This window comes from Streptomyces sp. NPDC049887 (assembly GCF_040656535.1).
In the GTDB taxonomy this organism is placed as follows: Bacteria; Actinomycetota; Actinomycetes; order Streptomycetales; family Streptomycetaceae; genus Streptomyces.
Genome location: NZ_JBFAMM010000007.1, coordinates 19,675 through 42,204 on the forward strand (window position 1 = coordinate 19,675; position 22,530 = coordinate 42,204).

Below are 22,530 nucleotides of genomic sequence, written 5' to 3' on the forward strand. Positions count from 1 at the left end.
GGCGGAAGAAGGACCACGCCCCGCCGGCCGGTACGGACCGCGCCAGCCGCCCGGCCGGGGTCACGCCGTGGTGCCGCGCTCCCCGCGGCCGCCCCTGCCCCGGCTCACTTTCGAGCCCTTGCCACCGTCTTCGCCACCGTCCGCGGCGGAGACCTTCCGGTCCGTTTTCCGCCCGGGCATGCCCGACGCGGCCATGCCCGCGGCCGTCGGCATGAAGTCCCGCAGCAACTCGTGGGTTTCCTGTACGAGGGGGCGCAGGATGCGGAACCGGGAGAGCGAGACCGCCCTGGCGGTGACCGGCGCGAGCCGCTCGACGAGCCGGCGGCTGTTGGCGCAGCCCTCGGAGCGGTCGTACACCCAGAACAGGACGAGCCCCATCTGCTGGAGCCAGAGCAACCGCGGCAGGGCGTCGGCCAGTTCGGGGTCGACCTTGACGGAGGCCCCGGACAGCACCTGCCGGTGGACGTCGATGGCCGCCTCCCGCGGCCCCTCCGACTCCGGGGAGAAGGGACTGAGCGGACTGTCCGGGTCGGCCGCGTTCTTGAAGAACTGGGACGCGAACTCGTGGTACGGCTCGGCGATGTCCAGCCAGCCGAGCAGGACCCCCCGGATACGTGCCGCGAGGTCCTTCTCGCCGCCGTCCAGGACCTCCGCGACGGCCGCCCGGTGCTGTTCGGCGATCCGGTCGTAGAAGCCCTGGACGAGGTGTTCCTTGGAGGAGAAGTAGTAGTAGGCGTTTCCCACGGAGACCCCGGCCTCCTGGGCGATGGCCCGCATCGTCGTCCTGTCGTAGCCGCGCTCCTGGAAGAGCCGGAGGGCCGTCTCGAGGATGAGGGTGCGGGTCTGCTCGCTCTTCGCGGGCTTTCCGGCCCGGTCCTGCTTCTCGTCCGTCACGTCGTTCACGGTGAGTGAGCCTAGCCGGGCGGGACCGGGACCTCGCACCGCCCTTCGCAGGAGGTGGCGGTCATCTCGCGGTACTTGGCCGCGGCGAGGACCGTCACCTTGGCGAAGGGCCGCCCGGCGGGAGTGCTCAGCCAGTGCGCCTTGGGCCGGTGCTCGGCCAGCGCCCAGAGGCAGACGATCCAGGCGGAGGCGGCCCGGTAGACCTGACCCCGGTCGCCGATCACCGTGATCTCCCTCAGGGTGCTCTCGTGGTCGAGGGCCGGGAAGCGGCGCCTGGCCTCCGCGGACGCGGCCGGGACGAGGTCCAGCGGGACGAGCTGCCGCTGCCGCAGCAGCCAGTGGCGCAGGTGGACGCAGAGCGGGCACCGGGCGTCGTACAGGACGGTCAGCCGCTTCACGGGGACCCCCACGGCCTCTTCACGCACCCGTCGCGGGCGCGGCCAAGGGCCCGTTGTCGGCCGGTCCGGTCCAGCCCTGCGGCGGAACCGGCGGGGTCTGCTCGCGCTCCATCACACCGCGCCGGCGGATCTTGTTGAGCACGTAGACGTTGGCGAGGTGCATCACCCCGAGGACGAGCAGGACCACTCCGAGCTTCACCGAGAGCGCCTCGAACAGTCTGCGGGCGTCGGCCACGGCGTCGTCCTGGCTGAGGTAGAGGGCGACGAAGCCGAAGTTGACGAGGTAGAAGCCCACCACCAGCAGATGGTTCACGGCGTCCGCGAGCTTTTCGTTCCCGTGCAGGACGTCGGAGAGGAAGATCCGTCCGTTCCGGCTGAGCGTACGGGCCACCCAGATGGTGAGCGCCACGCTGATCAGCAGGTAGACGACGTACGCGACGACAGTGAGGTCCATTCCCCACCCTCCTTTGAACGCGTTCAAAAGGTCTTGCCGAGGACTGTAGCCCTCTTCTTGAACGCGTTCAAGTCGGTTCGGGGCAAGGGAGGACGACGGGCGCCGCCCACCCGTGTCCCGTAGGGTCGTCCGGATGACCATTGCTCACGACGTGGCGGGGGACGGCCCCGCAGTGGTGCTCCTGCATTCCTCGGTCTGCGACCGCCGGATGTGGGACGACCAGCGGAACGCGCTGGCACGGGCCGGGTACCGGGTCGTGTGCCCCGACTTCCGGGGCTTCGGCGACACCCCGGCCGAGGCACTGCGCCCCTACCGCGACGCGGACGACGTCCTCGCTCTTCTGGACGGGCTCGGGATCGGGCGCGCTGCCTTCGTCGGGGCCTCGTTCGGAGGCGGGGTCGCCGTCGAGATCGCGGCGACGCGACCGGAGCGGGTGACGGCGCTCGCCCTGCTCTGCGCCGCCCTGCCCGGCCATGAACCGGGGCCCGGCCTGCTGGCCTTCGACGAGGAGGAGGACCAGCTACTGGACGCGGGCGACCTCGACGCGGCCGTGGAGCTCAACGTGGCCACCTGGCTGGGCCCGGAGGCCGGCGAGACCGTGCGGGGCCGCGTACGGGCCATGCAGCGGCATGCCTTCGAGGTCCAGCTCGCGGCGGACGCCGAGGCGGAGCAGGCCGGTGCGGAGCCCGTGGACGACGAGGAGCCCTCCGTCGACCCGTCCGCGATCACCGCCCCTTCCGTCGTGGTCTCGGGCCGTCACGACCTCGACGACTTCCGGGCCATGTCCGCCCGCCTCACGGAACTGATCACGGGAGCGCGCGCCGTGGAGCTTCCCTGGGCCGGGCACCTCCCCGCGCTGGAGCGTCCGGCCGAGGTGACGGAGCTGCTCCGGGACTTCCTGCGCGACAGCGTCCTCCACGGGGACGGCGCCGCGGTGCCTGTGGCGCCCACCGTCTGACGCCCCGCGGCCCGGTCCGTCCGGTCCTGCCCGGGCGGGGCGCGGCGGGCCAGGGCGTCAGGCGCTCAGCGCACGGGCGTGGTTGATCCGGTCCATGACCCAGTACAGGGTGTCCGCGCCGGTCGCCGGGATCAGCGTCGTGTGATGGCGGCCGCCGCTGGTCACGCCGACCTGGATGTAGCCCGTCGTCCGCCGCTCCTTCATGAGCAGGAAGAGCAGCCCGAGGAGGCAGAAGACCGCGAAGACGACCGCGAGCACGACCCCGACGGTGGGGATCCGCTCCTCCGTGCGGGACATGTCCGTCACGTGCCACACCGCCCCCTTGAGCGGCAGCGTCCCGTTCGGGGTCACGATGGAGTCCTGGAGGACGACGATGTCGCCGACCGCCAGCAAGGGGACGCCGGGGCCGCCCAGGTGCGCGAGCGGCGCCGGGGCGAAGCCGTGGCCGAACCCGGGTGCGGCCGGCGGCTCCGCCGGGCCCCACTGGTAGTCGCCGCCGTCCTGATAGGGGTTCGGCTGGTTCATCGGTCCCCGCTCTCGCATGACAGAAGCTGGCACGGCACAAGCACGCGTGACGGGAACGCACAGGCAAGGGCCCGTTCCCGTACGGCGAGCGTACAGAAACGGGCCCTTGACGGAGCGTCCGACCCTTCGCTCAGAAGCGGCGGGTGATCAGCGCGCGCTTGACCTCCTGGATCGCCTTCGTGACCTCGATGCCACGCGGGCAGGCGTCCGTGCAGTTGAACGTCGTGCGGCAACGCCACACGCCGTCCTTGTCGTTGAGGATCTCCAGGCGCTGCTCGCCCGCCTCGTCACGCGAGTCGAAGATGAAGCGGTGCGCGTTGACGATCGCCGCCGGGCCGAAGTACTGCCCGTCGTTCCAGAACACCGGGCAGGAGGACGTGCACGCGGCGCACAGGATGCACTTGGTGGTGTCGTCGAACCGCTCGCGGTCCTCGGCCGACTGCAGCCGCTCGCGCGTCGGCTCGTTGCCCTTGGTGACCAGGAACGGCATGACGTCCCGGTACGCCTGGAAGAACGGCTCCATGTCCACGACCAGGTCCTTGAGGACCGTCAGGCCCTTGATGGCCTCGATCGTGATGGGCTTCTCCGGGTTGATGTCCTTGATCAGCGTCTTGCAGGCGAGCCTGTTCTTGCCGTTGATCCGCATCGCGTCGGAGCCGCAGATGCCGTGCGCGCACGAGCGCCGGAAGGTCAGCGTGCCGTCGACGTCCCACTTGATCTTGTGGAGACCGTCGAGCACGCGCTCCTTCGGGTCGATCTCGATCTGGAAGTCCTCCCAGACCGCCGCGTCCGAGATCTCCGGGTTGAAGCGGCGGATCCGGAAGGTGACCGTGATGTACGGGGAGGAGACGGACTCCGCCTCCACCTCCACCTTGTCCATGGTCGGGGTAGCCATCAGTACTTACGCTCCATCGGCTGGTAGCGGGTCTGGACGACGGGCTTGTAGTCGAGACGCACGGTCTCGGTGCCGTCGGCGCCGACCTCGCGGTACGCCATGGTGTGGCGCATGAAGTTGACGTCGTCGCGGTTCGGGAAGTCCTCGCGGTAGTGACCGCCGCGGGACTCCTTGCGGGCCAGGGCGGAGACGGCCATGACCTCGGCCAGGTCGAGCAGGTTGCCCAGCTCGACGGCCTCCAGCAGATCCGTGTTGAACCGCTTGCCCTTGTCCTGGACGGACACGTTCTTGTAGCGCTCGCGCAGTTCGGCGATCTTCTCGACGGCCGTCTTGATGGTCTGTTCCGTACGGAACACCATCACGTTGGCGTCCATCGTCTCCTGCAGCTCGCGGCGCAGCTCGGCGACCCGCTCGGTGCCCGTGGAGGTGCGCAGGCGCTCGACCTGCTCCTCCACGAGAGAGGCCGGGTTCTCCGGCAGGTCCACCCACTCGGCCTTCGCCGAGTAGTCGGCGGCGGCGATGCCGGCCCGCTTGCCGAAGACGTTGATGTCGAGGAGCGAGTTGGTGCCGAGGCGGTTGGCGCCGTGCACCGACACGCAGGCGACCTCACCCGCGGCGTACAGCCCCGGTACGACGGTGGTGTTGTCCGCCAGGACCTCACCCTCGACGTTGGTCGGGATGCCGCCCATCGCGTAGTGCGCGGTCGGCTGGATCGGGATCGGGTCCGTGTAGGGCTCGATGCCGAGGTACGTACGCGCGAACTCGGTGATGTCCGGGAGCTTGGCGTCCAGCTGCTCCGGCGGGAGGTGCGTCAGGTCCAGGTAGACGTGGTCGCCCTCGGGGCCGCAGCCGCGGCCTTCGCGGATCTCCGTGTAGATGGAGCGGGAGACGACGTCGCGGGAGGCGAGGTCCTTCATGACGGGCGCGTACTTCTCCATGAAGCGCTCGCCGTCCTTGTTGCGGAGGATGCCGCCCTCGCCGCGGGCGCCCTCGGTGAGGAGGATCCCCATGCGCCAGATGCCCGTCGGGTGGAACTGGAAGAACTCCATGTCCTCCAGCGGCAGGCCGCGCCGGTAGCAGGCCGCCTGGCCGTCACCGGTGAGCGTGTGCGCGTTGGAGGTCACCTTGAAGAACTTGCCGGTGCCGCCGGAGGCGTAGATGACGGCCTTCGCCTGGAAGACGTGGATCTCGCCGGTGGCCAGCTCGTAGGCGACCACGCCGGCCGACTTCCTGACGCCGTCGACCTCGGTGATCAGCTGGTCGAGGACGTAGAACTCGTTGAAGAACTCCACGCCCTCCTTGACGCAGTTCTGGTACAGCGTCTGGAGGATCATGTGGCCCGTGCGGTCCGCGGCGTAGCAGGACCGGCGGACCGGGGCCTCGCCGTGGTTGCGGGAGTGGCCGCCGAAGCGGCGCTGGTCGATGGTGCCCTGCGGAGTCCGGTTGAACGGCAGGCCCATCTTCTCCAGGTCGAGGACGGCGTCGATGGCCTCCTTCGCCAGGATCTCGGCGGCGTCCTGGTCGACCAGGTAGTCACCGCCCTTGACCGTGTCGAAGGTGTGCCACTCCCAGTTGTCCTCCTCCACGTTCGCCAGCGCGGCGGCCATGCCGCCCTGCGCGGCACCCGTGTGGGAGCGGGTCGGGTACAGCTTCGTGAGCACGGCGGTACGGCTGCGCTTCGTCGCCTCGATGGCGGCGCGCATGCCGGCGCCGCCGGCGCCGACGATGACGGTGTCGTACTTGTGAATCTTCATGGTGTGGAACCTCAGCCCCGTCCTAGCGGATGTTCGGGTCGAAGGTGAAGATCACCAGCGTGCCCAGAAGGATGGTGAACACCGTGGCGGTGTACAGCAGGCCCTTGAGCCACAGACGCGTGTTCGGCCGCTCGGCGTAGTCGTTGATGACGGTACGCAGACCGTTGGCGCCGTGCAGCATCGCCAGCCACAGCATCAGCAGGTCCCAGACCTGCCAGAACGGGTTCGCCCAGCGGCCCGCGACGAAGGCGAAGCCGATCTTGGAGACCCCGCCGTCCAGGACGAGCTGGATCAGCAGGTGGCCGATGACCAGGACGACGAGGACCACACCCGAGAGGCGCATGAAGAGCCATGCGGCCATCTCGAAGTTGCCGCGGGTCGACCGCGGGGTCCGGCCCGTCCGCTTGCGCGGGGGCTCGATGTACGGCGCGGGGTTGTCGGGGCCGTAGGAGGCGCCTTCGACGGCGCCGATCGCGGAGGAGGTCTCAGCGGACATGTCTGGCGTCAGCTCCCGAACAGTTCACGTGCGGCGTGGCCGAGCACCGGGTATACGGCACCGGCCATCAGGACGACCCAGATGCCCATCACGGTCCAGAGCATCTGCTTCTGGTAGCGCGGGCCCTTGGACCAGAAGTCCACGGCGATGACGCGAAGGCCGTTCAGCGCGTGGAAGAGGATGGCGGCCACCAGGCCGTACTCCAGCAGCGCGACGATCGGCGTCTTGTACGTCGCGACGACCTCGTCGTACGCCTCGGGGGAGACGCGGACGAGAGCGGTGTCCAGCACGTGTACGAACAGGAAGAAGAAGATGAGGACGCCGGTGACTCGGTGAGCCACCCAGGACCACATACCTTCCCGGCCGCGGTACAGCGTTCCAGCCGGCACGGAAAAACCCTCCGGGAGCGGGGATTGGAGCCGGCCGCCAGCGTCCTACCAAGGTGACAGCTCTGTCGGTCTGGCCCGGCCGGGTACGGTCCACCGGCCCTCGCCATCGTAGCGACGACTTGTCGGATCCCTCGCCCGGGGTCCGCTGGTGTGATCAAACAGGCACGGACGGGCTATCGGGGCGGCCTCCGGTGTGGCCGGATTCGGGGTGTCCGGGATGATTGGCGACCACATGTGCCAGTCGGGCCCGGGCGAGGCGGCGCAGTTCGTCGGCGGCCACCACGCGCTCCTCGTCCGGATCGTTGGCGAGTCGCGAGCGGATGCCGGCCAGTACCTGGTCCGGCTGCTCGTCGGTCCGGAAGCCGTCCAGGCAGATCACGAAGGCGTGGCCGAAGCTCGCCTCGTACGCGGCGTGCGCGGCGCGCAGGGCGGTGTGCGCGGCCGCCGGGGCGGCGGGGTGCAGCCCGGACGACGACTCCGCGGCCAGCGCCTGGTCCAGGTCGGCGGCGGCGAGGTCGTAGCTGGCCTCGTCGGCGGCGGCGAGCAGGGCGCCGAGGTCGGGATAGGGGCGATGGGCGGCGACGCGCCGGGCCCAGCGGTCGCTCCCGCAGCAGCTGAGGAGGGCCGCGGTGGTGGCGGCCGCCGGGGCGGTGTTGAAGCGCTCCAGGCCGGGCAGGTGCGCCCCGGCGGCCGGGCGCGGCCCGGGGACGGGTGCGGGGGCGGCGGGACCGGCGGGGGCGGGGATCCGTACCGCCGGGGGGAGCGTGGGCGGTCGCTGCGGGAGGCCGGTGTGCGATTCGCTGGACAGCGTGGGCTCCGGTGCGACTGGGAAGCGTGGGGTGGTTGAGCTGCAACGCTATCGAGGCGCGCCAGAAGGTGTCCGATAGATACGTGAATTTCACCCGGACGGGAGAGTTTCGGTGCGCACCGTAGACGACGGCGGGGTGAAACACCCGATTAGGCTTTGTTCGTCATACTTCTTCAGGAGGAGGAGGTTTTTTCGTGATGTGGCACTCCCGGAGAGTGCGGCGCGCGGCCCCGGCCGTCGCGGCCGCCGCGGCGCTGTCCACGGTCGTCTCCTGCGGCGCCGGCGGCTCCGCGGGCGCCGAGCGGGCCCAGGGGACGCCGCGGGCGGAGGCCACTCCGACCCCCTCCCCGACGAAGACGTACCCGCTCTCGACCGCCCCCCGCACGATCCCCGCCGTGCGCGAGCACGAGGCGGCCCGCGGACCGGGCTGGCGCGCGGCGACGGGCAGCGCCGTCGTGGTCGCCAAGGGGAGCGAGGAGCTGGCGGACGAGGGTCGGCTGCTGGCCGGGGAGCTGAAGACCGGCTTCCGCAGCAGCGGGCCCGTGAACGCCGGCGACATCGAACTGTCGCTCGACTCCGCCGGCGGGGGCGCGCCCGAGTCGTACACGCTCACCGCGCGCGACGACCGCGTCCGCATCACGGGGCCGGACGAGGCCGGCGTCTTCTACGGCACCCGCACCCTGAAGCAGGCCGTCCGGTCCGGCGGCACGATGCCCGAGGGGGTCGTCCGCGATCGGCCCGACCGGCCGCAGCGCGGTCTGAACGTCGACATCGCGCGCAAGCACTTCACCGCGGACTGGATCGAGGCCCGGCTGCGTGAGATGGCCGACCTCAAGCTCAATGTGCTCGGCCTGCACTTCTCCGACGACCAGGGCTTCCGGATCGCCTCCGACACCCACCCCGAGGTCGTCTCCCGGGAGCACCTCGGCAAGGCCGAGGTGCGCAGGATCCTCGCCCTCGCGCGGAGCCTGCACATCACCGTCGTGCCGGAGATCGACTCGCCCGGGCACCTGGGCGCGGTCATGCGGGCGCACCCCGGGCTCCAGCTGCGCGACGTCCGGGGAGTGCCCAGGCAGGGAGCCATCGACATCTCCGATCCGGAGTCCGCGCGGATCGTCGACGACCTGCTGCGCGAGTACGCCCGGCTCTTCCCCGGCCGCTGGTTCCACGTCGGCGCCGACGAGTACCAGGCGCTCACCGTGAGCGACCCGCAGGCGTCGTACCCGCAGCTGGCCCGGGCGGCCGAGCGGAAGTACGGGCCGGACGCCACGGTGCAGGACCTGGCGACGGGCTGGCTGAACGACCGGGCCGCGGTGGTACGTGCCGGGCAGAAGCAGCCCAAGGCGTGGAACGACGGCTTCTTCCGCGGCGGTGCGGTCTCGCCGGACAAGGGCATCGAGGTCGAGTACTGGACGGGCAAGGAGATCGGGGCCAGGCCGCCGGCCGAGTACCTGGCCGAGGGCCGCAAGGTCGTCAACCTCAACGACGAGTACCTCTACTACGTGCTCGGTGAGCCCAACGAGTTCACGTACCCGACGGGCCGGCGCATCTACGAGGAGTGGACGCCGCTCGTGCTGCGGGGCACGGCTCCCGTCCCCGAGCGCTACTCGGACCAGATCCTCGGCGGGCGCCTCGCGATCTGGGGCGACCGGGCACAGGCGCAGACCCAGGACCAGGTGGCTGCGGGCATCCGCATGCCACTGCGCGCGGTGTCCCAGAAGCTGTGGACCCCGGGGCGGCCCGCGCTCACGTGGACGCAGTTCAACGCGCTGGCGGACAGGCTCGGCTGAGGTCAGGGTCCGGCGGAGGCCGGCCGTTCGCGTACGGTTGTGCGCCGCGCTGCCCTGGGGAGGGGCGCGCTCTTGTCTCCGTGTCCCGTGGGGGGAACTTCTCATGACGCATGCGCCCGTACCCGTACCCGCGGTGTCCGCGCCCGGCCGTGCACTCCGCTCACCCATCGGGCTCTCGTACGCCGTCACCGCGCTGCTCGGCGTCGTCGTCCTCGTCGACCTGCTGATCGTCGCGGCCTCGCCCAACATGCGGTCGTTCCTGAGCGGCGTCAAATCCGGCACGGCCGACTTCGACGCGGACGCGGCGAACCGCGCCGACTACGCGATGGCCGGATCGAGCGGGTTGTACGTCGCCGCCGTGGTGGCGGCCGGCACGCTCTTCATCGTCTGGTTCCACCGCGTCCGGCAGAACGCCGAGGTCTTCGCGCCCGGCACTCAGCGCAGGACCCCGGGCTGGGCGATCGGCGCCTGGTTCATCCCCATCGCCAACATGTGGATCCCGCGGGGTATCGCCGCCGACGTACTGCGGGCGAGCCGCCCCGACCCCTACGGCGGCGGGGCGGAGGGTCGGGGCCTCCTCAACGCCTGGTGGGGCGCCTGGGTCTGCTCGCTGGTCTTCGACCGGTACGCGAGCAGGACCTACGACAGGGCCGAGGACGCCGAGGCGATCCACGACGCGGCGGCGCTGGTGCTGGCCGGCGCCGGGATCGATATCGTCGCCGCGGTGCTCGCAGTCCTCTTCGTCCGCAGGATCACCTCGATGCAGCACGCCAAGGCCCTCGCGGGCCGGACCGCGCCGTCGGCCTGAACCCGGTCGAATCGGAAACACCGGGTGGTTCTTCGGCCGCCCAAGTGACGATTTTCGGCCACTCGGCGCTGTAAGTGACGTACTGCGAACGCACAGTCGGGGAGACGTCCATGGGCCTGGTGCAACTGATCGCGGAAGCGGACGAGCGGAGCCTGGCCGCGAGCGGTCTCGCGTGTCTGGACCGCTGCCAGCCCCTGCTCGACGAGGAGCCCGACGTGCTGCGGCCCCTGTGGGCGGGCATCTCCGAGGGCGAGGAGGGCTGGGCCGGGCAGCTGGCCGCTGCGAGGGCGGCGCTCGACGAGACGCCCGTCGACGACGCGTCGAGCGAGGCATGGGCGCCGGTGCGGAGGATGATCGCCGCCGCCCCGTCGGAGTGGGCCACCGGACCGCTCGGCGAGTGGGCGGCGGCCTGCTCCGCCCTCGCGCTCGAACTGCACCGGGAACTCGACCCGTCCGGCGGCCACGGAGGCCCGCTCGTCGCCGGCGAGGAGCGCCGTCAGATCCAGATCCTCGAGATCCTCGCCGGCAGTCCGGACGGCGCCGCCCTCCGCCGCGCCCTGGACCTCTCGACGGAGGGTCGACGTGTGCTGCGCGCCGCCCTGTCCCGGCGGGCGAGGGCCCAGGGCTGAGCCTTCCCGCGGCGCGTCACCCGGTGGGCGCGGCCGGCTCGTTCCCGGGGACGGTGAGCCCCAGCGGGCCACCGGTGGCGATCACATCGGGACCGGCGAGCAGATCCGCGTAGCCGTCGTCGTCCAGGTCCTGCGCGGTCAGCGACCCGGCGTACGCACCCACCGCGAGGGAGGGCGCGCCGGCGGTGCTCAGGCCGGTGGGCGACCCGTGGTACGTCACGATCCCGCGCCCGGTCGACACGGCCAGGTCGTCGTACCCGTCGCCGTTGGTGTCGCCCGAGGCGAGGGCGGTCCCGCCGGCGCCCATCAGCACGGTCGTCGAGGCGGTACGGCGTCCGCGCTCGGGGTTGCTCAGCACGACGAGCGGGGTGCCACCCTCCGGTGTGCGGTAGGCGACGGCCAGATCCCGGTCCCCGTCCCCGTCGAAGTCGCCGCCGACGGAATCCTGCTCCTCGGCGCCGTCCGGTACGGCGGCCGCCGCCTCGGAACCGGGGTCCTGAGGCCAGGGCACTCCCAAGGCGTCCGGCCCCTCGCCCCGTGCCGCGGCTGCCGCGCGGATGGCGGGCAGATCGGCGTACAGATGACCGCCGGGGCACTCGGTCGGGTACCCGTCGCGGTGTCCCGGCAGCCGCGGGAGCGTGACGCGCTGCCCCCGCCGGAACTTGCCGTTGTCCACGGACGCCGTGAGCGTCGTGGTCCCGTTGAGGGCCAGCCCGTAGAGGCCGAGCTTCCAGGAGGCGATCCTCATGACGGCGTCGCGGATCGCGGGCGTGGTCGTGGCCGTGCTGTAGTCGCCGATCACGGACACGCTGCTCGTGTCGACGTTGAAGCCGTACGTGTGGGCGCCCTGGACCGGCCGGTCGATGCCGCCGGCCCGGCCCTCGAAGATCCTGCCGCACTTGTCGACCAGGAAGTGGTAGCCGATGTCGTTCCAGCCCTGGCCCTCCACGTGGTAGGTGAAGATGGCCCGGACGATCGCGGGCGAGTCGGCGCACTGGTACGTGTTCGACCCCGCGGTGTGGTGGACGAACACCGCCTTGGTCGTGGAGTTGTAGGTGGGCGGCCCACCGACCTTGGACTCGTCCGCGCCCCATCCGGCCCGCGTGGTCATCGCCGGAGCGCCGGCCGGCACCTCTGCACGGGCGGACGGCGGGGCCGGGGCGCCTCCCTGCGGGTCCACGAGTTCCACCCGCAGCCCACGGGGCAGCGACACCCCCTCGGCCCGCAGTTGCACCCCGTCCGACGGCCCGGTCCACAGCGGCCGGCTGCCCGCCCGCAGCCCCGCGGAGGCCTGTCCCGGGCCGGTCTCGGGCGTCCGCTGGTCGATGTCGAGCATCTTCCAGTCCGACCAGGCGCCGGTACGGCTGTCCCGGGTGCGGACCTCGACGGTGCCGCCCAGCTCCGCGTCCGGGTCGTCCCATGTGACGCCGACCAGGCTGAACGGTTCGGTGGCACGCGCGGGGAGCTCACGCCTCGCCGGGTCCGTGCCCGGTACAGGCACGCTGTGGACCTCGCCCGAGCCGGGCGTGCCCGGACCGTGCGCCGGGGAAGCGGGGGACGGGACGGCGGGGACGGAGGGGGAGAGGGGAGCCGAGGGGGGCGCGGCGGCCGTGAGCACGGTGAGGCACACGACGGCGGTGCACGCGGCGGTGAAGGCCACAGGACGGCATCTCATGGGGCCGGAGCATAAGGAAGCGGCGGGCATATGGTGTGCAATGACGCTACGCCCGTGACGGTGACGCCCGGAAAGAAAGGGTGATTGACGGGCTGTCCGAAAATGATCGCCACGAACTCCCGTTCTCCGGGCATTGGTACGGTCCGGTCATGGCCGTTGATCGCGCGTCAGGTGTGCCGGACGCATCAGAGGAACCGACGAGGACCCCCGTCACCGCCGACGACGTGCAGCACGCCGTCAGACTGGCGCTCGCCACCCTGCGGGCCGGGCTCGGCGCCGACTGGGACGTCAGGGCCGGCGCCCTGGAGTGGACCTGCTGGGAGACCGTCGAACATCTCACCGACGACCTCTTCGCCTACGCCGCCCAACTGGGCCCCGAGTCCCCGCCGCTGGACGGCCACGTCCCGTTCGACTGGATGGCGCGCCGGGACGGCGGACCGGCGAACGTCACCTTCGCCGACCGGGCCGCCGGCCCCCGGGGCCTGCTCCTCATGCTCGACGCCTGTGGCGGGATGCTCACGGCGATGGTCCGCACGACCCCCGCGGAGGCCAGGGCGTACCACACCTTCGGGACGGCCGACGCCGAGGGCTTCGCCGCCATGGGTGTGGTCGAGACCCTCGTCCACACCCATGACGTGGCCCAGGGCCTCGGCCTCGGCTGGTCCCCGCCGGCGGGCCTCTGCGCGCGAGTCCTCGCCCGCCTCTTCCCGTACGCCCCGACGGACACGGACCGCTGGGCCACCCTCCTCTGGGCGACGGGTCGCGGGGAACTGCCGGGCCGCAAACGCCTGGAGTCCTGGCGGTGGCACGGGGCCACGCGGGACTGACGCGGACCGGAAGGCGAGCGGCCGGACCCCTTTCTCATCGGGGGCCCCGGCCGCTGACGTTAGGCGGCCGTGCCCGTCCCCGTGACCTCGTACGTCACATCGCCGTCGGGACGGCTCGGGGCTTCGGGCGCTCCTTCGTGTCGAGCACGCCGTGGCCGAGACGAGCCCGCCGTGGGCGAGCAGTACGGCCGCGGCGATCGGCAGCACTTGCCAGGACACGCGTAGCCGATCGGTGTGCACATGCACGTTTCGGGCTCGTCGGGTTCATTCTCCCGGCTGGTAGCGTCCGGGGCCCACGGCTGATCCGGCGCGGCGGAGGCGGTGGGGCAGGCGGCCGTAGGGCCCGCCCGCCCCACCGCCGACGCTGTTCAGAGAGGTACAGGTGAATCTTCACGACGTCGTCCGACTTCTCGGGCTCACAGTTCCGACGTCCGCCGAGGGACAGGCGTCCGGGCAGGTCGTGCCCGGGGACTTCGAGCTGCTGCTGCGGGCGGTGCCCGCGGGCGTGGTGGCGGGGTCCGTGATCCTGAACCGCGCCGACGTCCCGGTGCGCTCGGTGAAGGACTTTGCGGCGGAGGCGGAGCTGCGCCTCGGAGACATGCGCGAGGCTCTGACCTCCCGCGAGCAGGCGCTCCCGGCGTCGCTCCACCCGGAGCCCGGGGGCCTCGTGCCCTGGGGCCGGACCGCGCGCGACGGGGTGCTGCTCTGGGACGCCTCCGCGCCGGACACCGCGGACTGGACGACGGTCCTGGCGGACAAGGACTTCCAGCTCTGGCTGGACCTTCCCTTCTCCGTCCCCGAGTTCCTCGCACGGGCGCTGATGGCGCGCGAGGAGGGCACGCCCGCGTTCGAGAGTTTCGAGGAGTACGAGTCGGGTTCGTTCTGGAAGGTCGCGGACGACATGCGCGCGACAGCCATGGCGATGGCGAACCCGGACTTCCGGGCGGTGGAGGAGCTCGTCACCAGACTGCGGGCGCTCGGCGTCCCCGGTGTCCGGGAGTACGCGAAGGAGCGCGTCACTCGGGCGCTGGAGCTCGCCCGGGAGTCCTCGCTCGCGTACCCGGAGGAGTATCTGGCGGTGATGCGGGAGTTCCCGGGCGGGGTGATCGCCGGGATGCAGGTGTTCCCCGTCGACCGGGTCGGCTGGTTGACCGAGGACCCGGTGTTCCTGCAGTGGGGCGAGTCGGAGGGGCGGGCGTTCGGGTGGCTCGCGCTCGGCGGTGATCCGGGGGAGTGGCGCGTCGCGTACGTCGAGCCCGACGGCACGTCCCTGACGCATCTGCGCGACCAGACCTTCGCCTCGTTCCTGCGCCGCCGACTGCGGGGGGACGACTCGCTGTTCTGATCCGCTCCGGCCCCTGCCCGGGGCTGATTCGAGTGCGGTAGTTCTGCACGATCTGGGAACGATGATCAGGGCGGATCTCGAGTCCGGCGCGAGGAGGAGGCAGAGTTTCTGCCCAGTCAACCGCTTCGAGGTGGGCGGCCCGGAGGAGTCCGTGCACCGGCTCTACCTGTTGCTGCACGGCCGCAGCAGCCGAAAGGTGGCGTGCTCAGTCGGCCCTGGGCCGACCGGACTCGTCGTCCGGGGGAGGGGCGAAAGGACGACCGGGGCCGCCACCCCCCACAGGAGAGGCCCCGGCCGTCGTCCGCCGGAGCCGCGGAGCGGCTCCGTACTTCTCTCAGCGCCGCGCGTGCGTTTTCTGTCACACCGCACGCCGCCGCAGAATGTTGCAGGTTGTACAAGACGTGGACGTGGCACCCGCGGAGGACGTAGCGTGTCGCTGCGCGCTGGGGTGTGCGGCGGTGGTGACCAGCCGCGATGACGAACGGGTAGTGGGAGTGCTGGGGGACGACGCGGAGCTGACCGCCGCGGTGAGCGCGGCGCAGGACGGGGACGAGGACGCCTTCCGGACTGTGTACCGCGCCGTTCACCCGCGGCTGCTCGGATACATAAGGACGCTGGTCGGCGAGCCGGAGGCCGAGGACGTGGCGTCCGAGGCCTGGCTGCAGATCGCCCGCGACCTCGAAAGGTTCAGCGGTGACGCCGACCGCTTCCGCGGCTGGGCGGCGCGCATCGCCCGCAACCGCGCCCTCGACCACATCCGGATGCGCGGCAGGCGCCCCGCGGTCGGCGGGGACGAGACCGAACTCACCGGGAAGCCCGCCGAGTCCGACACCGCCGGCGAGGCCATGGAGGCCATGTCGACCGGCCGGACCATGGCGCTGATCGCCCAGCTCCCCCAGGACCAGGCCGAGGCGGTCGTGCTGCGCGTGGTCGTCGGCCTCGACGCGAAGACCGCGGCGAAGACCCTGGGCAAGCGGCCCGGCGCCGTGCGCACCGCGGCCCACCGGGGGCTGAAGAGGCTCGCGGAGCTGCTGGGGGCCGAGCATGGAGCAGAGCACGGAGGGGCGTCGGAGACTTCTGGGCGCGGTACCGGACTCGGCGCGGTACCGTCGCCGCGCACCGTTCGCCCCGGCGCGACGCGCCCCACCGGTGTGACGCATTCGCGTCTGCGGACGCAGAAGGACATGTGATGGCCGACGAGCGTTACGAATGGCTCGATCAGGAGGCGGCGGAGCGGTTGCTCCGCGGTGAACCGGTCGAGCCCGTCGGTGTTGACGCGCGTCACCAGGCCCTTCGGCTCGCCCACCTGCTCGACGAAGCGCGCGCCCAGGAGACCGTGACCGAGCCCCTCAGGGGCGAGGACGCCGCGCTCGCCGCGTTCCGCAAGGCACGTGACGGTGGCGCGGCGGAACTGCTGCCGACGGTGCGGCTGACGCCGGAGACCCGGCCGGTCTCCTGGAGCCGGTCCCTGCGCTGGGGGCTGGCCGCCTCGCTCACCGGATTCGCGGTGGGCGGCGTGGCCGTCGCCGCCGGGGTCGGGGCGCTGCCGACGCCGTTCGGCGGTCCTCAGCCCGCACCCGCCTCCTCCGTCTCGGGTGCCGTCACCCCCGGGCCGGTCACCTCCGAGGACACGCCCGGCGAGCTGCGCAGCCCCGACCTGCCGTCGCCCGCGGACACCCCCCTCCCGCCGAGCGCCCCCGCGGCCTCGGGCGGCACCGACGCCCCGGACCGTCCGGGGGACGGGCCGGGCGCAGGTCCGGGGCCGGACGAGTCCGCAGCGCCGGACGGCCGCGGGGACGGGGCCACCAACGGCAGGGACTGGTACCGCACGACCGTCGACGCCTGCCGCGACTACCGCAACGGCACGCTGGACGAGGAGCGCAAGCGCAAGCTGGAGGCCGCGGCGCAGGGCGCGGACCGTGTGAAGCGGTTCTGCGACCGGATGCTGTCCGCCGACGGCACGGGCGACGACGGCGATGACGGCGGCGACGGCAACGGCGACGGCAACGGCGGTGACGGCGGCCAGGGCGGCGGGGACGACGGCGACGACGACGGTGACGGCTCCGGCCCGGCCGGCTTCCCCCGCTCCCCGTTCCTGCCCCCCGCCTCCGTGCGGCCCGGTGCCGCCGAGCAGCCCTTCGTGCCGCCGAGCGGAGTACGTGCCGCGGTGCCGGGTGCGTCCGTCTCCGGGCCGTCGCTGTCCGGCGGGTTCCGCGCTCTCCCCGTCGGCGGCCCGCCGTCGGCGGACGACGCGCGCCCGCTCTCGCTCGCAACGCTCTGAACTGCGGTTTTCCTTGCGCGGCAAAATTTTCCGGCCAGGTGTGACGTTTTTCGGCTGGGTGACGCAGTAATAAGTGAGCCGACTGGTCATCGGCGATGCCTGAGCCGGGGTTCCCCCCGTACCCACGGCTCAGAGCACACAGGCGCGGGCGGGACACGTTCCCCCGGTCCCGCCCGCGCCTCCTCACTTCTTCCGGCCGGTCCGCGCCGCCTCACCAGTGGACGACGACCTTGTCGCCGACCTTCACCTGGCCGAAGACCGACGCGATCTTCTTTCTGTCGCGGACGTTGACACAGCCGTGCGAGGCCCCGTTGTAGCCGCGGGCGGCGAAGTCGGAGGAGTAGTGCACCGCCTGGCCGCCGCTGAAGAACATCGCGTACGGCATGGGGGTGTGGTAGAGCGTCGACTCCCACTCCTCGGCCTTCCAGCCCACGCTGAACGTCCCTTCGCGGGTGGGCGTGTTCTCCGAGCCGAAGCGCACGTCCATCGCCGCCACGACCGTGCCGTCGATCATCCAGGCGAGTGTCCTGCTCTCCTTGCTGATGCAGAGCACCCGTCCCGTCATGCACCGGGGGTCGGGCTCGTCGAGCGCGTTGGTCGTCGCAGGGCGCAGTTCGTCGGCGGTGGGCTTGCGGGTCGTGCCGAGCAGTCGCTGCCAGGTGGTCTCGTCGACCGAACCGGTCGCGGCGAGCCCCTGCTTCCGCTGGAAGCCGCTGACCGCCTTCGCCGTCATCGAGCCGTAGAACGCGGTGGGGCTGCGGTGGAAGTGGCCGATCTGGCGCAGCCGCGCCTGCAGTTCGCGTACCTGCTCGGTCTCGGTGCCCTCCGCCATCAGAGCCCTCGGCTCCGCCGTTCGGGCGCCCGGCGTCGACGGGGACGGGGCGGGGGGCTTGGCGTCGTCGGCCGCAGGAGTGGCGGTGGCGGCCGGGGCCTTCGACGGACCGGCCGGGGCGGCCGGCGGCTCGGCGCCCACCCCGGCCACACCCTGGCTCGTGCACCCGGCGGCCAGGGCCACGGCGGCGAGAGACATGAGCGATCTGCGTAGAACGGACGTACGGTGCATAGGTGCCCCCCTGAGGTTGTGTGAGTAGGGATGCCTCGCGGCCGTGCTTGGTTGCGGTCGAAGGAGCATGCTGTGAGCAAGGTCCCAGCAGGGGGCGAGTCGTTGCCCGCAGACCCGCCGGTACGGTCCGTCGCGAGAGTTGCGTACCGGCGAGTAGCTCCACCGGGAGGCACACCACATGGCGCGCGAGTCCGAGTCGGGTCTGCCCATCGAGCCGGTCTACGGACCGGACGACCTCGAAGGGTGGGATCCCGGCGAGAAGCTGGGGGAGCCGGGCTCCTACCCGTTCACGCGCGGTGTCCACCCGTCCATGTACACGGGCCGCCCGTGGACCATGCGCCAGTACGCGGGTTTCGGCACGGCCGTCGAGTCCAACGCCCGGTACAAGCAGCTCATCGCCAACGGCACGACCGGCCTGTCCGTGGCCTTCGACCTGCCGACGCAGATGGGGCACGACTCCGACGCGCCGATCGCGCACGGCGAGGTCGGCAAGGTGGGCGTGGCCGTCGACTCGATCGACGACATGCGGGTGCTGCTGGACGGCATCCCGCTGGACCGGGTCTCCACGTCGATGACGATCAACGCGCCGGCCGCGCTGCTGCTCCTCCTCTACCAACTGGTTGGCGAGGAGCAGGGGGTGCCGGCGGACAGGCTGACCGGCACCGTCCAGAACGACGTGCTGAAGGAGTACATCGCCCGGGGCACCTACATCTTCCCGCCCAAGCCCTCGCTGCGGCTGACCGCCGACATCTTCAAGTACTGCAGGGCCGAGATGCCGAAGTGGAACACGATCTCGATCTCCGGCTACCACATGGCCGAGGCCGGCGCGTCCCCCGCGCAGGAGATCGCCTTCACCCTCGCCGACGGCATCGAGTACGTACGGGCGGCCGTCGAGGCGGGGATGGACGTGGACGACTTCGCGCCCCGGCTTTCGTTCTTCTTCGTGGCACGGACCACGTTCCTGGAGGAGGTGGCGAAGTTCCGCGCCGCACGCCGCATCTGGGCCCGGGTGATGCGCGACGAGTTCGGCGCCAGGAACCCGAGGTCGCTGATGCTGCGTTTCCACACCCAGACCGCCGGGGTGCAGCTCACCGCGCAGCAGCCCGAGGTGAACCTGGTGCGCGTCGCCGTCCAGGGGCTCGCGGCCGTCCTCGGCGGCACGCAGTCGCTGCACACCAACTCCTTCGACGAGGCGATCGCGCTGCCGACCGACAAGTCGGCCCGGCTCGCGCTGCGCACCCAGCAGGTGCTCGCGTACGAGACCGATGTCACCGCCACGGTCGACCCGTTCGCCGGGTCGTACGTGGTGGAGAGCATGACGGACGACGTGGAGGCCGCGGCGCTGGAACTGATGCGGAAGGTGGAGGACCTCGGCGGCGCGGTGAGCGCCATCGAACGCGGCTTCCAGAAGGGCGAGATCGAGCGCAGCGCCTACCGCATCGCGCAGGAGACGGACACCGGCGAACGCGTCGTCGTCGGTGTCAACCGCTTCACCCTCGACGAGGAGGAGCCGTACGAGCCGCTGCGCGTCGACCCCGAGATCGAGGCCCGGCAGGCCGAGCGGCTGGCGGGACTGCGGGCCGGGCGGGACCGGGCCGCCGTGGACGCGGCGCTCGGCGCGCTGCGGGACGCCGCCGCCGGCACGGACAACGTCCTGTACCCGATGAAGGAGGCGCTGCGGGCCCGGGCGACGGTCGGCGAGGTGTGCGGCACGCTCCGCGAGGTGTGGGGCACGTACGTCCCGAGTGATGTGTTCTGATCGACTTTCCGCCATCCGGAACGCGGAGGCGGAGGATCGTACCCGTGTGCGACACTCCGCCTCATGCTGGGTGTCACCGATCTGCCGACGTATCTCGCGGGACTTGTCCTGATCATCCTCCTGCCGGGGCCCAACTCGCTGTACGTGCTCTCGGTCGCCGCCCGCCGAGGGGTGCGCACGGGCTACCGGGCCGCCGCGGGCGTGTGGTGCGGCGACACGGTGCTGATGGTGCTGTCCGCGGCGGGCGTCGCCTCGCTGCTCCAGGCCAACGCCGTGCTCTTCTCGGTGGTGAAGTTCGCCGGCGCGGGCTATCTGACGTGGCTGGCCGTCGGCATGCTGCGCGCCGCATGGTCGATGTGGCGGTCACGCCGGGAACTGACCGAACCCGAGGGAGGACGGGCGCCGGACGCGTCCGCGGCGGGTGAGCGGCCGTTCCGCAGGGCCCTGGTGATCAGCCTGGTCAACCCGAAGGCGATCCTGTTCTTCATCGCCTTCTTCGTGCAGTTCGTCGACCCCTCCTATGCCTATCCGGCGGTGTCCTTCGCCGTGCTCGGCGGACTCGCCCAGCTGGCGAGCGTCCTCTACCTCACCCTGCTGATCTTCACCGGCACCCATCTGGCCGCCGCCTTCCGGCGCCGCAGGCGGCTGTCGGCCGGGGCGACCTCGGCGGCGGGCGCGTTGTTCCTCGGCTTCGCGGTGAAGCTGTCGTTCAGCAGCGCATGACACGGCGGACGGACTCGTCCGCTCCGACTCGAGTGGGGTGGTCCGCTGCCCCTGAAGTGAAAGCCGCCGCCGTCCATCCGTTCAGCAGCTTCCACACTCAGCAGACCTTCAAAGCCCCGTGAGCCGAACCAGGCGGCCGCATACCCGCAGCGACCTCGCCGGGCAGTTCGCACCAGACGGTCTTGGTAGCGGGCCCCTCGTCCACGCCCCAGCGCAGGGCCACCGCATCGAGCAGGGTGAGGCCGCGGCCGGTCTCCTCGTCGGCGGCAGCGGCCCGGCATCGGACGGGCGAGGCGCGGGGGGCCGGGTCGGTGACCTCCAGCCGCGTACGACCGCCGTCGGCGGCGCGGGTGACGCGGATCGTGACCGGCACCCCGTCCCCGAGATGCCGGATGACATTCGTGAGCAGCTCGCTCACGCACAGTTGGAGGTCGGCGCAGGGGACCCCCAGGTACTCGCGTACGGTGCGGCGCACGTCGGGTACGGCCTCCGGTGTCGCGAGGAGTTCCAGGGTCAGCGGTCGCATCGGGCAACCCCCTTGCGGAGGGCCGCGACCAGCGCTCGGGCGGTGGTCAGGTTGCACTTGCCCAGCGCGATGAGTGGCCGGCCGGGGCCACGGGCCGCGAAGCTCGGCAGGTCGACCCCGAGAGACGGCAGCGTGATGCCGTGGGCGGCGAGGGCGGCGCGGAGCTGTTCGGTGCACTCGTCCGCGTCCGTCGCGTCGTACATGGGGGTAAGCCTTCCTGTGCGCTCTGTGACGAATCACTCACACACTGGCGTGGCGGGCCCTACCGTGAAAAGAGGCTCGGGTTCCCGGCCGTGAACGGCGTGGATACCACCGGTAGGCGGGAAAGAGCGGTGAACGATGGCGCGACGCAGGGACATCGACGGATCGGAGGGTGTCCCCACCTTCTACGGCAAGGAGCTGCGCTGGCAGCGTGAGCGGGCCGGGCTCACCCTCCAGCAGTTGGTCGAGGGCAGCTTCTACGGCCCCAGCCACCTGAGCGAGATCGAGCGCGGCGAGCGGCGGATGCCGGCGGAACTGGCGGAGCATGCGGACCGGGTGCTCAAGACGGACGGGTTCTTCAAGCGGCGGTGCGAGGACGTGAGGAAGGCGAGGCGGCGGGGGCACGCGCAGTACTTCGAGCGGGTACTGGAGGCGGAGAAGCACGCGGAGACGATCGAGGAGTGGAGCCCGACGCTGATTCCGGGCCTGCTGCAGACGGAGACGTACGCGCGGGCGATTGTGCGGGCGGCGCACCCACTGGCGTCGGACGAGGATGTGGACGAGAGGGTCACCGCCCGAATGACACGGTCCCACCTGTTCGAGGCCGACCACAACACCCCGGAGTATTGGGCGATTGTTCCGGAGTCACTGCTGCGCCAGCCGGTCCTTCCGCCGGACGGGACGGCCGAACAGCTGCACCACATCGCGGCGTTGGCGAGGCGGCACCGGATCGTTCCACAGATCCTTCCGTGGAACTGCGGAGCACATCCCCTCATGATGGGCGCGACCACAACAATGACCTTCCCGGATGCCCCACCTTTGGTCTACCTGGAGTCTCAGTACAGCGGTGACACCATCGACGATCCGGCCCTCGTGAAGCTGTATCGCAAGGCATACGATCGTCTCAGGGCCGCCGCACTACCGCCCGAGGCGTCCCTCGCCCTGATCGAGGAAGCGGCTGATGATTACCCAAATGGCAAGCATCCGGATTGACTTGAGCACAGCCGTCTGGCGCAGGAGCAGCTACAGCAACGGTGACGGTGGGAACTGCGTCGAGGTCGCGGAGGGCTTTCTCGGGGCCGCCGTCTGGCGCAAGAGCAGCTACAGCAACGGCAGCGGAGGCGATTGCGTCGAGGTCGCCGACGGCCTCGCCGGCCTCGTCCCCGTCCGCGACTCCAAAATGCCCGACGGCCCTCACCTCGTGGTCCCGGCCCGGGCCTGGGCGTCCTTCGTCACCGCCCTCAAGGACGGCCACGCTCAGCTGGGCTCGTGACCCAAAGCCTTGCGGTCGCCCCACCGGGGGCGACCATGACGCGGGGCGCG

General features: G+C 71.5%; 25 protein-coding genes. 12 read left to right on the plus strand and 13 right to left on the minus strand.

All coding sequences use genetic code 11. From position 1 onward, the window contains the following. Positions 1-60: 60 nt before the first annotated feature. The 3 genes from AB0J10_RS10780 to AB0J10_RS10790 are packed head-to-tail and all read right to left on the minus strand — an operon-like array spanning position 61 to position 1,755. Positions 61-903 (minus strand): TetR family transcriptional regulator, encoded by an 843-nt coding sequence (locus AB0J10_RS10780; RefSeq protein WP_363060020.1) that lies wholly within the window; start codon positions 901-903, stop codon positions 61-63. A gap of 11 nt (positions 904-914) precedes the next feature. After that, entirely contained in the window at positions 915-1,313 is a 399-nt protein-coding gene (locus AB0J10_RS10785) for a DCC1-like thiol-disulfide oxidoreductase family protein (protein WP_363060022.1), read from the minus strand. Between the two features lie 7 nt (positions 1,314-1,320). Next, positions 1,321-1,755 (minus strand): hypothetical protein, encoded by a 435-nt coding sequence (locus tag AB0J10_RS10790; protein WP_363060024.1) that lies wholly within the window; start codon positions 1,753-1,755, stop codon positions 1,321-1,323. 133 nt (positions 1,756-1,888) lie between these two features. Between AB0J10_RS10790 and AB0J10_RS10795 the strand changes: the two genes are divergently transcribed. Further along, positions 1,889-2,713, plus strand: coding sequence for an alpha/beta hydrolase (locus AB0J10_RS10795; protein ID WP_363060026.1), 825 nt, complete (start codon positions 1,889-1,891; stop codon positions 2,711-2,713). A 57-nt stretch (positions 2,714-2,770) separates the two neighbouring features. Here the strand turns inward: AB0J10_RS10795 and AB0J10_RS10800 are convergent, their stop codons facing one another. From AB0J10_RS10800 to AB0J10_RS10825, 6 genes are all read right to left on the minus strand, one after another. Further along, positions 2,771-3,238, minus strand: coding sequence for a hypothetical protein (locus tag AB0J10_RS10800; protein ID WP_363060028.1), 468 nt, complete (start codon positions 3,236-3,238; stop codon positions 2,771-2,773). A gap of 130 nt (positions 3,239-3,368) precedes the next feature. Continuing rightward, positions 3,369-4,133, minus strand: coding sequence for a succinate dehydrogenase iron-sulfur subunit (locus AB0J10_RS10805; RefSeq protein ID WP_363060030.1), 765 nt, complete (start codon positions 4,131-4,133; stop codon positions 3,369-3,371). Beyond that, on the minus strand, positions 4,133-5,887 hold the full coding sequence (gene sdhA, locus AB0J10_RS10810) for a succinate dehydrogenase flavoprotein subunit (RefSeq protein ID WP_363060031.1): 1,755 nt from the start codon (positions 5,885-5,887) through the stop codon (positions 4,133-4,135). The genes AB0J10_RS10805 and sdhA overlap by 1 nt, the downstream gene beginning before the upstream one ends. A 22-nt stretch (positions 5,888-5,909) precedes the next feature. Next, the gene (locus AB0J10_RS10815; RefSeq protein ID WP_138053551.1) at positions 5,910-6,383 is read right to left on the minus strand and encodes a succinate dehydrogenase hydrophobic membrane anchor subunit; all 474 of its coding nucleotides are present in this window, start codon (positions 6,381-6,383) and stop codon (positions 5,910-5,912) included. Positions 6,384-6,391: 8 nt separating this feature from the next. Then, positions 6,392-6,772 (minus strand): succinate dehydrogenase, cytochrome b556 subunit, encoded by a 381-nt coding sequence (gene sdhC, locus AB0J10_RS10820; RefSeq protein ID WP_026165064.1) that lies wholly within the window; start codon positions 6,770-6,772, stop codon positions 6,392-6,394. A gap of 154 nt (positions 6,773-6,926) precedes the next feature. Then, entirely contained in the window at positions 6,927-7,580 is a 654-nt protein-coding gene (locus AB0J10_RS10825; RefSeq protein WP_363060499.1) for a 2-oxo-4-hydroxy-4-carboxy-5-ureidoimidazoline decarboxylase, read from the minus strand. A 197-nt stretch (positions 7,581-7,777) separates the two neighbouring features. On the opposite strand from AB0J10_RS10825, the gene AB0J10_RS10830 reads away from it, so the two are divergent. The 3 genes from AB0J10_RS10830 to AB0J10_RS10840 all read left to right on the plus strand — a co-directional run bounded on the left by AB0J10_RS10830 (position 7,778) and on the right by AB0J10_RS10840 (position 10,807). Continuing rightward, positions 7,778-9,370, plus strand: a complete 1,593-nt coding sequence (locus AB0J10_RS10830) for a glycoside hydrolase family 20 protein (RefSeq protein ID WP_363060501.1) — start codon at positions 7,778-7,780, stop codon at positions 9,368-9,370. A 103-nt stretch (positions 9,371-9,473) separates the two neighbouring features. Then, a complete protein-coding gene (locus AB0J10_RS10835; protein WP_363060033.1) occupies positions 9,474-10,178 on the plus strand; it encodes a DUF4328 domain-containing protein in 705 nt (234 codons plus the stop codon). 110 nt (positions 10,179-10,288) lie between these two features. Continuing rightward, positions 10,289-10,807, plus strand: coding sequence for a hypothetical protein (locus tag AB0J10_RS10840; protein ID WP_363060035.1), 519 nt, complete (start codon positions 10,289-10,291; stop codon positions 10,805-10,807). 16 nt (positions 10,808-10,823) lie between these two features. Here AB0J10_RS10840 and AB0J10_RS10845 read toward each other — a convergent pair whose 3' ends face one another. Further along, complete coding sequence (locus AB0J10_RS10845; RefSeq protein ID WP_363060037.1) at positions 10,824-12,482, minus strand: FG-GAP-like repeat-containing protein; 1,659 nt, start codon at positions 12,480-12,482, stop codon at positions 10,824-10,826. Between the two features lie 149 nt (positions 12,483-12,631). On the opposite strand from AB0J10_RS10845, the gene AB0J10_RS10850 reads away from it, so the two are divergent. From AB0J10_RS10850 to AB0J10_RS10865, 4 genes are all read left to right on the plus strand, one after another. Beyond that, positions 12,632-13,309 carry a hypothetical protein gene (locus tag AB0J10_RS10850; RefSeq protein WP_363060039.1) on the plus strand — a complete coding sequence of 226 codons (678 nt, stop codon included), beginning with the start codon at positions 12,632-12,634 and terminating at the stop codon, positions 13,307-13,309. Between the two features lie 382 nt (positions 13,310-13,691). Further along, the gene (locus AB0J10_RS10855; RefSeq protein WP_363060041.1) at positions 13,692-14,654 is read left to right on the plus strand and encodes a hypothetical protein; all 963 of its coding nucleotides are present in this window, start codon (positions 13,692-13,694) and stop codon (positions 14,652-14,654) included. Between the two features lie 494 nt (positions 14,655-15,148). Further along, entirely contained in the window at positions 15,149-15,844 is a 696-nt protein-coding gene (locus tag AB0J10_RS10860; RefSeq protein WP_363060503.1) for an RNA polymerase sigma factor, read from the plus strand. Continuing rightward, positions 15,844-16,935 (plus strand): hypothetical protein, encoded by a 1,092-nt coding sequence (locus AB0J10_RS10865; protein WP_363060043.1) that lies wholly within the window; start codon positions 15,844-15,846, stop codon positions 16,933-16,935. The genes AB0J10_RS10860 and AB0J10_RS10865 overlap by 1 nt, the downstream gene beginning before the upstream one ends. 211 nt (positions 16,936-17,146) lie before the next feature. Here AB0J10_RS10865 and AB0J10_RS10870 read toward each other — a convergent pair whose 3' ends face one another. Continuing rightward, positions 17,147-17,998, minus strand: a complete 852-nt coding sequence (locus AB0J10_RS10870) for a L,D-transpeptidase family protein (RefSeq protein ID WP_363060045.1) — start codon at positions 17,996-17,998, stop codon at positions 17,147-17,149. Between the two features lie 178 nt (positions 17,999-18,176). On the opposite strand from AB0J10_RS10870, the gene AB0J10_RS10875 reads away from it, so the two are divergent. Both AB0J10_RS10875 and leuE read left to right on the plus strand, forming a co-directional pair. Then, a complete protein-coding gene (locus AB0J10_RS10875; RefSeq protein WP_363060047.1) occupies positions 18,177-19,757 on the plus strand; it encodes a methylmalonyl-CoA mutase family protein in 1,581 nt (526 codons plus the stop codon). Positions 19,758-19,820: 63 nt separating this feature from the next. Continuing rightward, a complete protein-coding gene (gene leuE, locus AB0J10_RS10880; protein ID WP_363060049.1) occupies positions 19,821-20,480 on the plus strand; it encodes a leucine efflux protein LeuE in 660 nt (219 codons plus the stop codon). Positions 20,481-20,577: 97 nt separating this feature from the next. On the opposite strand, the gene AB0J10_RS10885 is transcribed toward leuE, so the two are convergent. Both AB0J10_RS10885 and AB0J10_RS10890 read right to left on the minus strand, forming a co-directional pair. Further along, positions 20,578-21,006, minus strand: a complete 429-nt coding sequence (locus AB0J10_RS10885; protein ID WP_363060051.1) for an ATP-binding protein — start codon at positions 21,004-21,006, stop codon at positions 20,578-20,580. Next, positions 20,994-21,209 (minus strand): hypothetical protein, encoded by a 216-nt coding sequence (locus AB0J10_RS10890; protein ID WP_363060053.1) that lies wholly within the window; start codon positions 21,207-21,209, stop codon positions 20,994-20,996. Before AB0J10_RS10890 ends, AB0J10_RS10885 begins: the two co-directional genes overlap by 13 nt. Positions 21,210-21,345: 136 nt before the next feature. Here AB0J10_RS10890 and AB0J10_RS10895 point away from each other — a divergent pair, with 136 nt between their 5' ends. Continuing rightward, complete coding sequence (locus AB0J10_RS10895; RefSeq protein ID WP_363060055.1) at positions 21,346-22,200, plus strand: helix-turn-helix transcriptional regulator; 855 nt, start codon at positions 21,346-21,348, stop codon at positions 22,198-22,200. Position 22,201: 1 nt separating this feature from the next. Further along, positions 22,202-22,480, plus strand: a complete 279-nt coding sequence (locus tag AB0J10_RS10900; protein WP_363060057.1) for a DUF397 domain-containing protein — start codon at positions 22,202-22,204, stop codon at positions 22,478-22,480. The last annotated feature ends 50 nt before the right edge of the window (positions 22,481-22,530 follow it).

Bases quoted from the DNA above. Each gene is read 5' to 3' on its own strand.
- AB0J10_RS10790 (WP_363060024.1), bottom strand. From the start codon at position 1,755: ATGGACCTCACTGTCGTCGCGTACGTCGTCTACCTGCTGATCAGCGTG.
- AB0J10_RS10795 (WP_363060026.1), top strand. From the start codon at position 1,889: ATGACCATTGCTCACGACGTGGCGGGGGACGGCCCCGCAGTGGTGCTC.
- AB0J10_RS10800 (WP_363060028.1), bottom strand. From the start codon at position 3,238: ATGAACCAGCCGAACCCCTATCAGGACGGCGGCGACTACCAGTGGGGC.
- AB0J10_RS10805 (WP_363060030.1), bottom strand. From the start codon at position 4,133: ATGGCTACCCCGACCATGGACAAGGTGGAGGTGGAGGCGGAGTCCGTC.
- sdhA (WP_363060031.1), bottom strand. From the start codon at position 5,887: ATGAAGATTCACAAGTACGACACCGTCATCGTCGGCGCCGGCGGCGCC.
- AB0J10_RS10815 (WP_138053551.1), bottom strand. From the start codon at position 6,383: ATGTCCGCTGAGACCTCCTCCGCGATCGGCGCCGTCGAAGGCGCCTCC.
- AB0J10_RS10830 (WP_363060501.1), top strand. From the start codon at position 7,778: ATGTGGCACTCCCGGAGAGTGCGGCGCGCGGCCCCGGCCGTCGCGGCC.
- AB0J10_RS10835 (WP_363060033.1), top strand. From the start codon at position 9,474: ATGACGCATGCGCCCGTACCCGTACCCGCGGTGTCCGCGCCCGGCCGT.
- AB0J10_RS10840 (WP_363060035.1), top strand. From the start codon at position 10,289: ATGGGCCTGGTGCAACTGATCGCGGAAGCGGACGAGCGGAGCCTGGCC.
- AB0J10_RS10845 (WP_363060037.1), bottom strand. From the start codon at position 12,482: ATGAGATGCCGTCCTGTGGCCTTCACCGCCGCGTGCACCGCCGTCGTG.
- AB0J10_RS10850 (WP_363060039.1), top strand. From the start codon at position 12,632: ATGGCCGTTGATCGCGCGTCAGGTGTGCCGGACGCATCAGAGGAACCG.
- AB0J10_RS10865 (WP_363060043.1), top strand. From the start codon at position 15,844: ATGGCCGACGAGCGTTACGAATGGCTCGATCAGGAGGCGGCGGAGCGG.
- AB0J10_RS10870 (WP_363060045.1), bottom strand. From the start codon at position 17,998: ATGCACCGTACGTCCGTTCTACGCAGATCGCTCATGTCTCTCGCCGCC.
- AB0J10_RS10875 (WP_363060047.1), top strand. From the start codon at position 18,177: ATGGCGCGCGAGTCCGAGTCGGGTCTGCCCATCGAGCCGGTCTACGGA.
- leuE (WP_363060049.1), top strand. From the start codon at position 19,821: ATGCTGGGTGTCACCGATCTGCCGACGTATCTCGCGGGACTTGTCCTG.
- AB0J10_RS10885 (WP_363060051.1), bottom strand. From the start codon at position 21,006: ATGCGACCGCTGACCCTGGAACTCCTCGCGACACCGGAGGCCGTACCC.
- AB0J10_RS10890 (WP_363060053.1), bottom strand. From the start codon at position 21,209: ATGTACGACGCGACGGACGCGGACGAGTGCACCGAACAGCTCCGCGCC.
- AB0J10_RS10895 (WP_363060055.1), top strand. From the start codon at position 21,346: ATGGCGCGACGCAGGGACATCGACGGATCGGAGGGTGTCCCCACCTTC.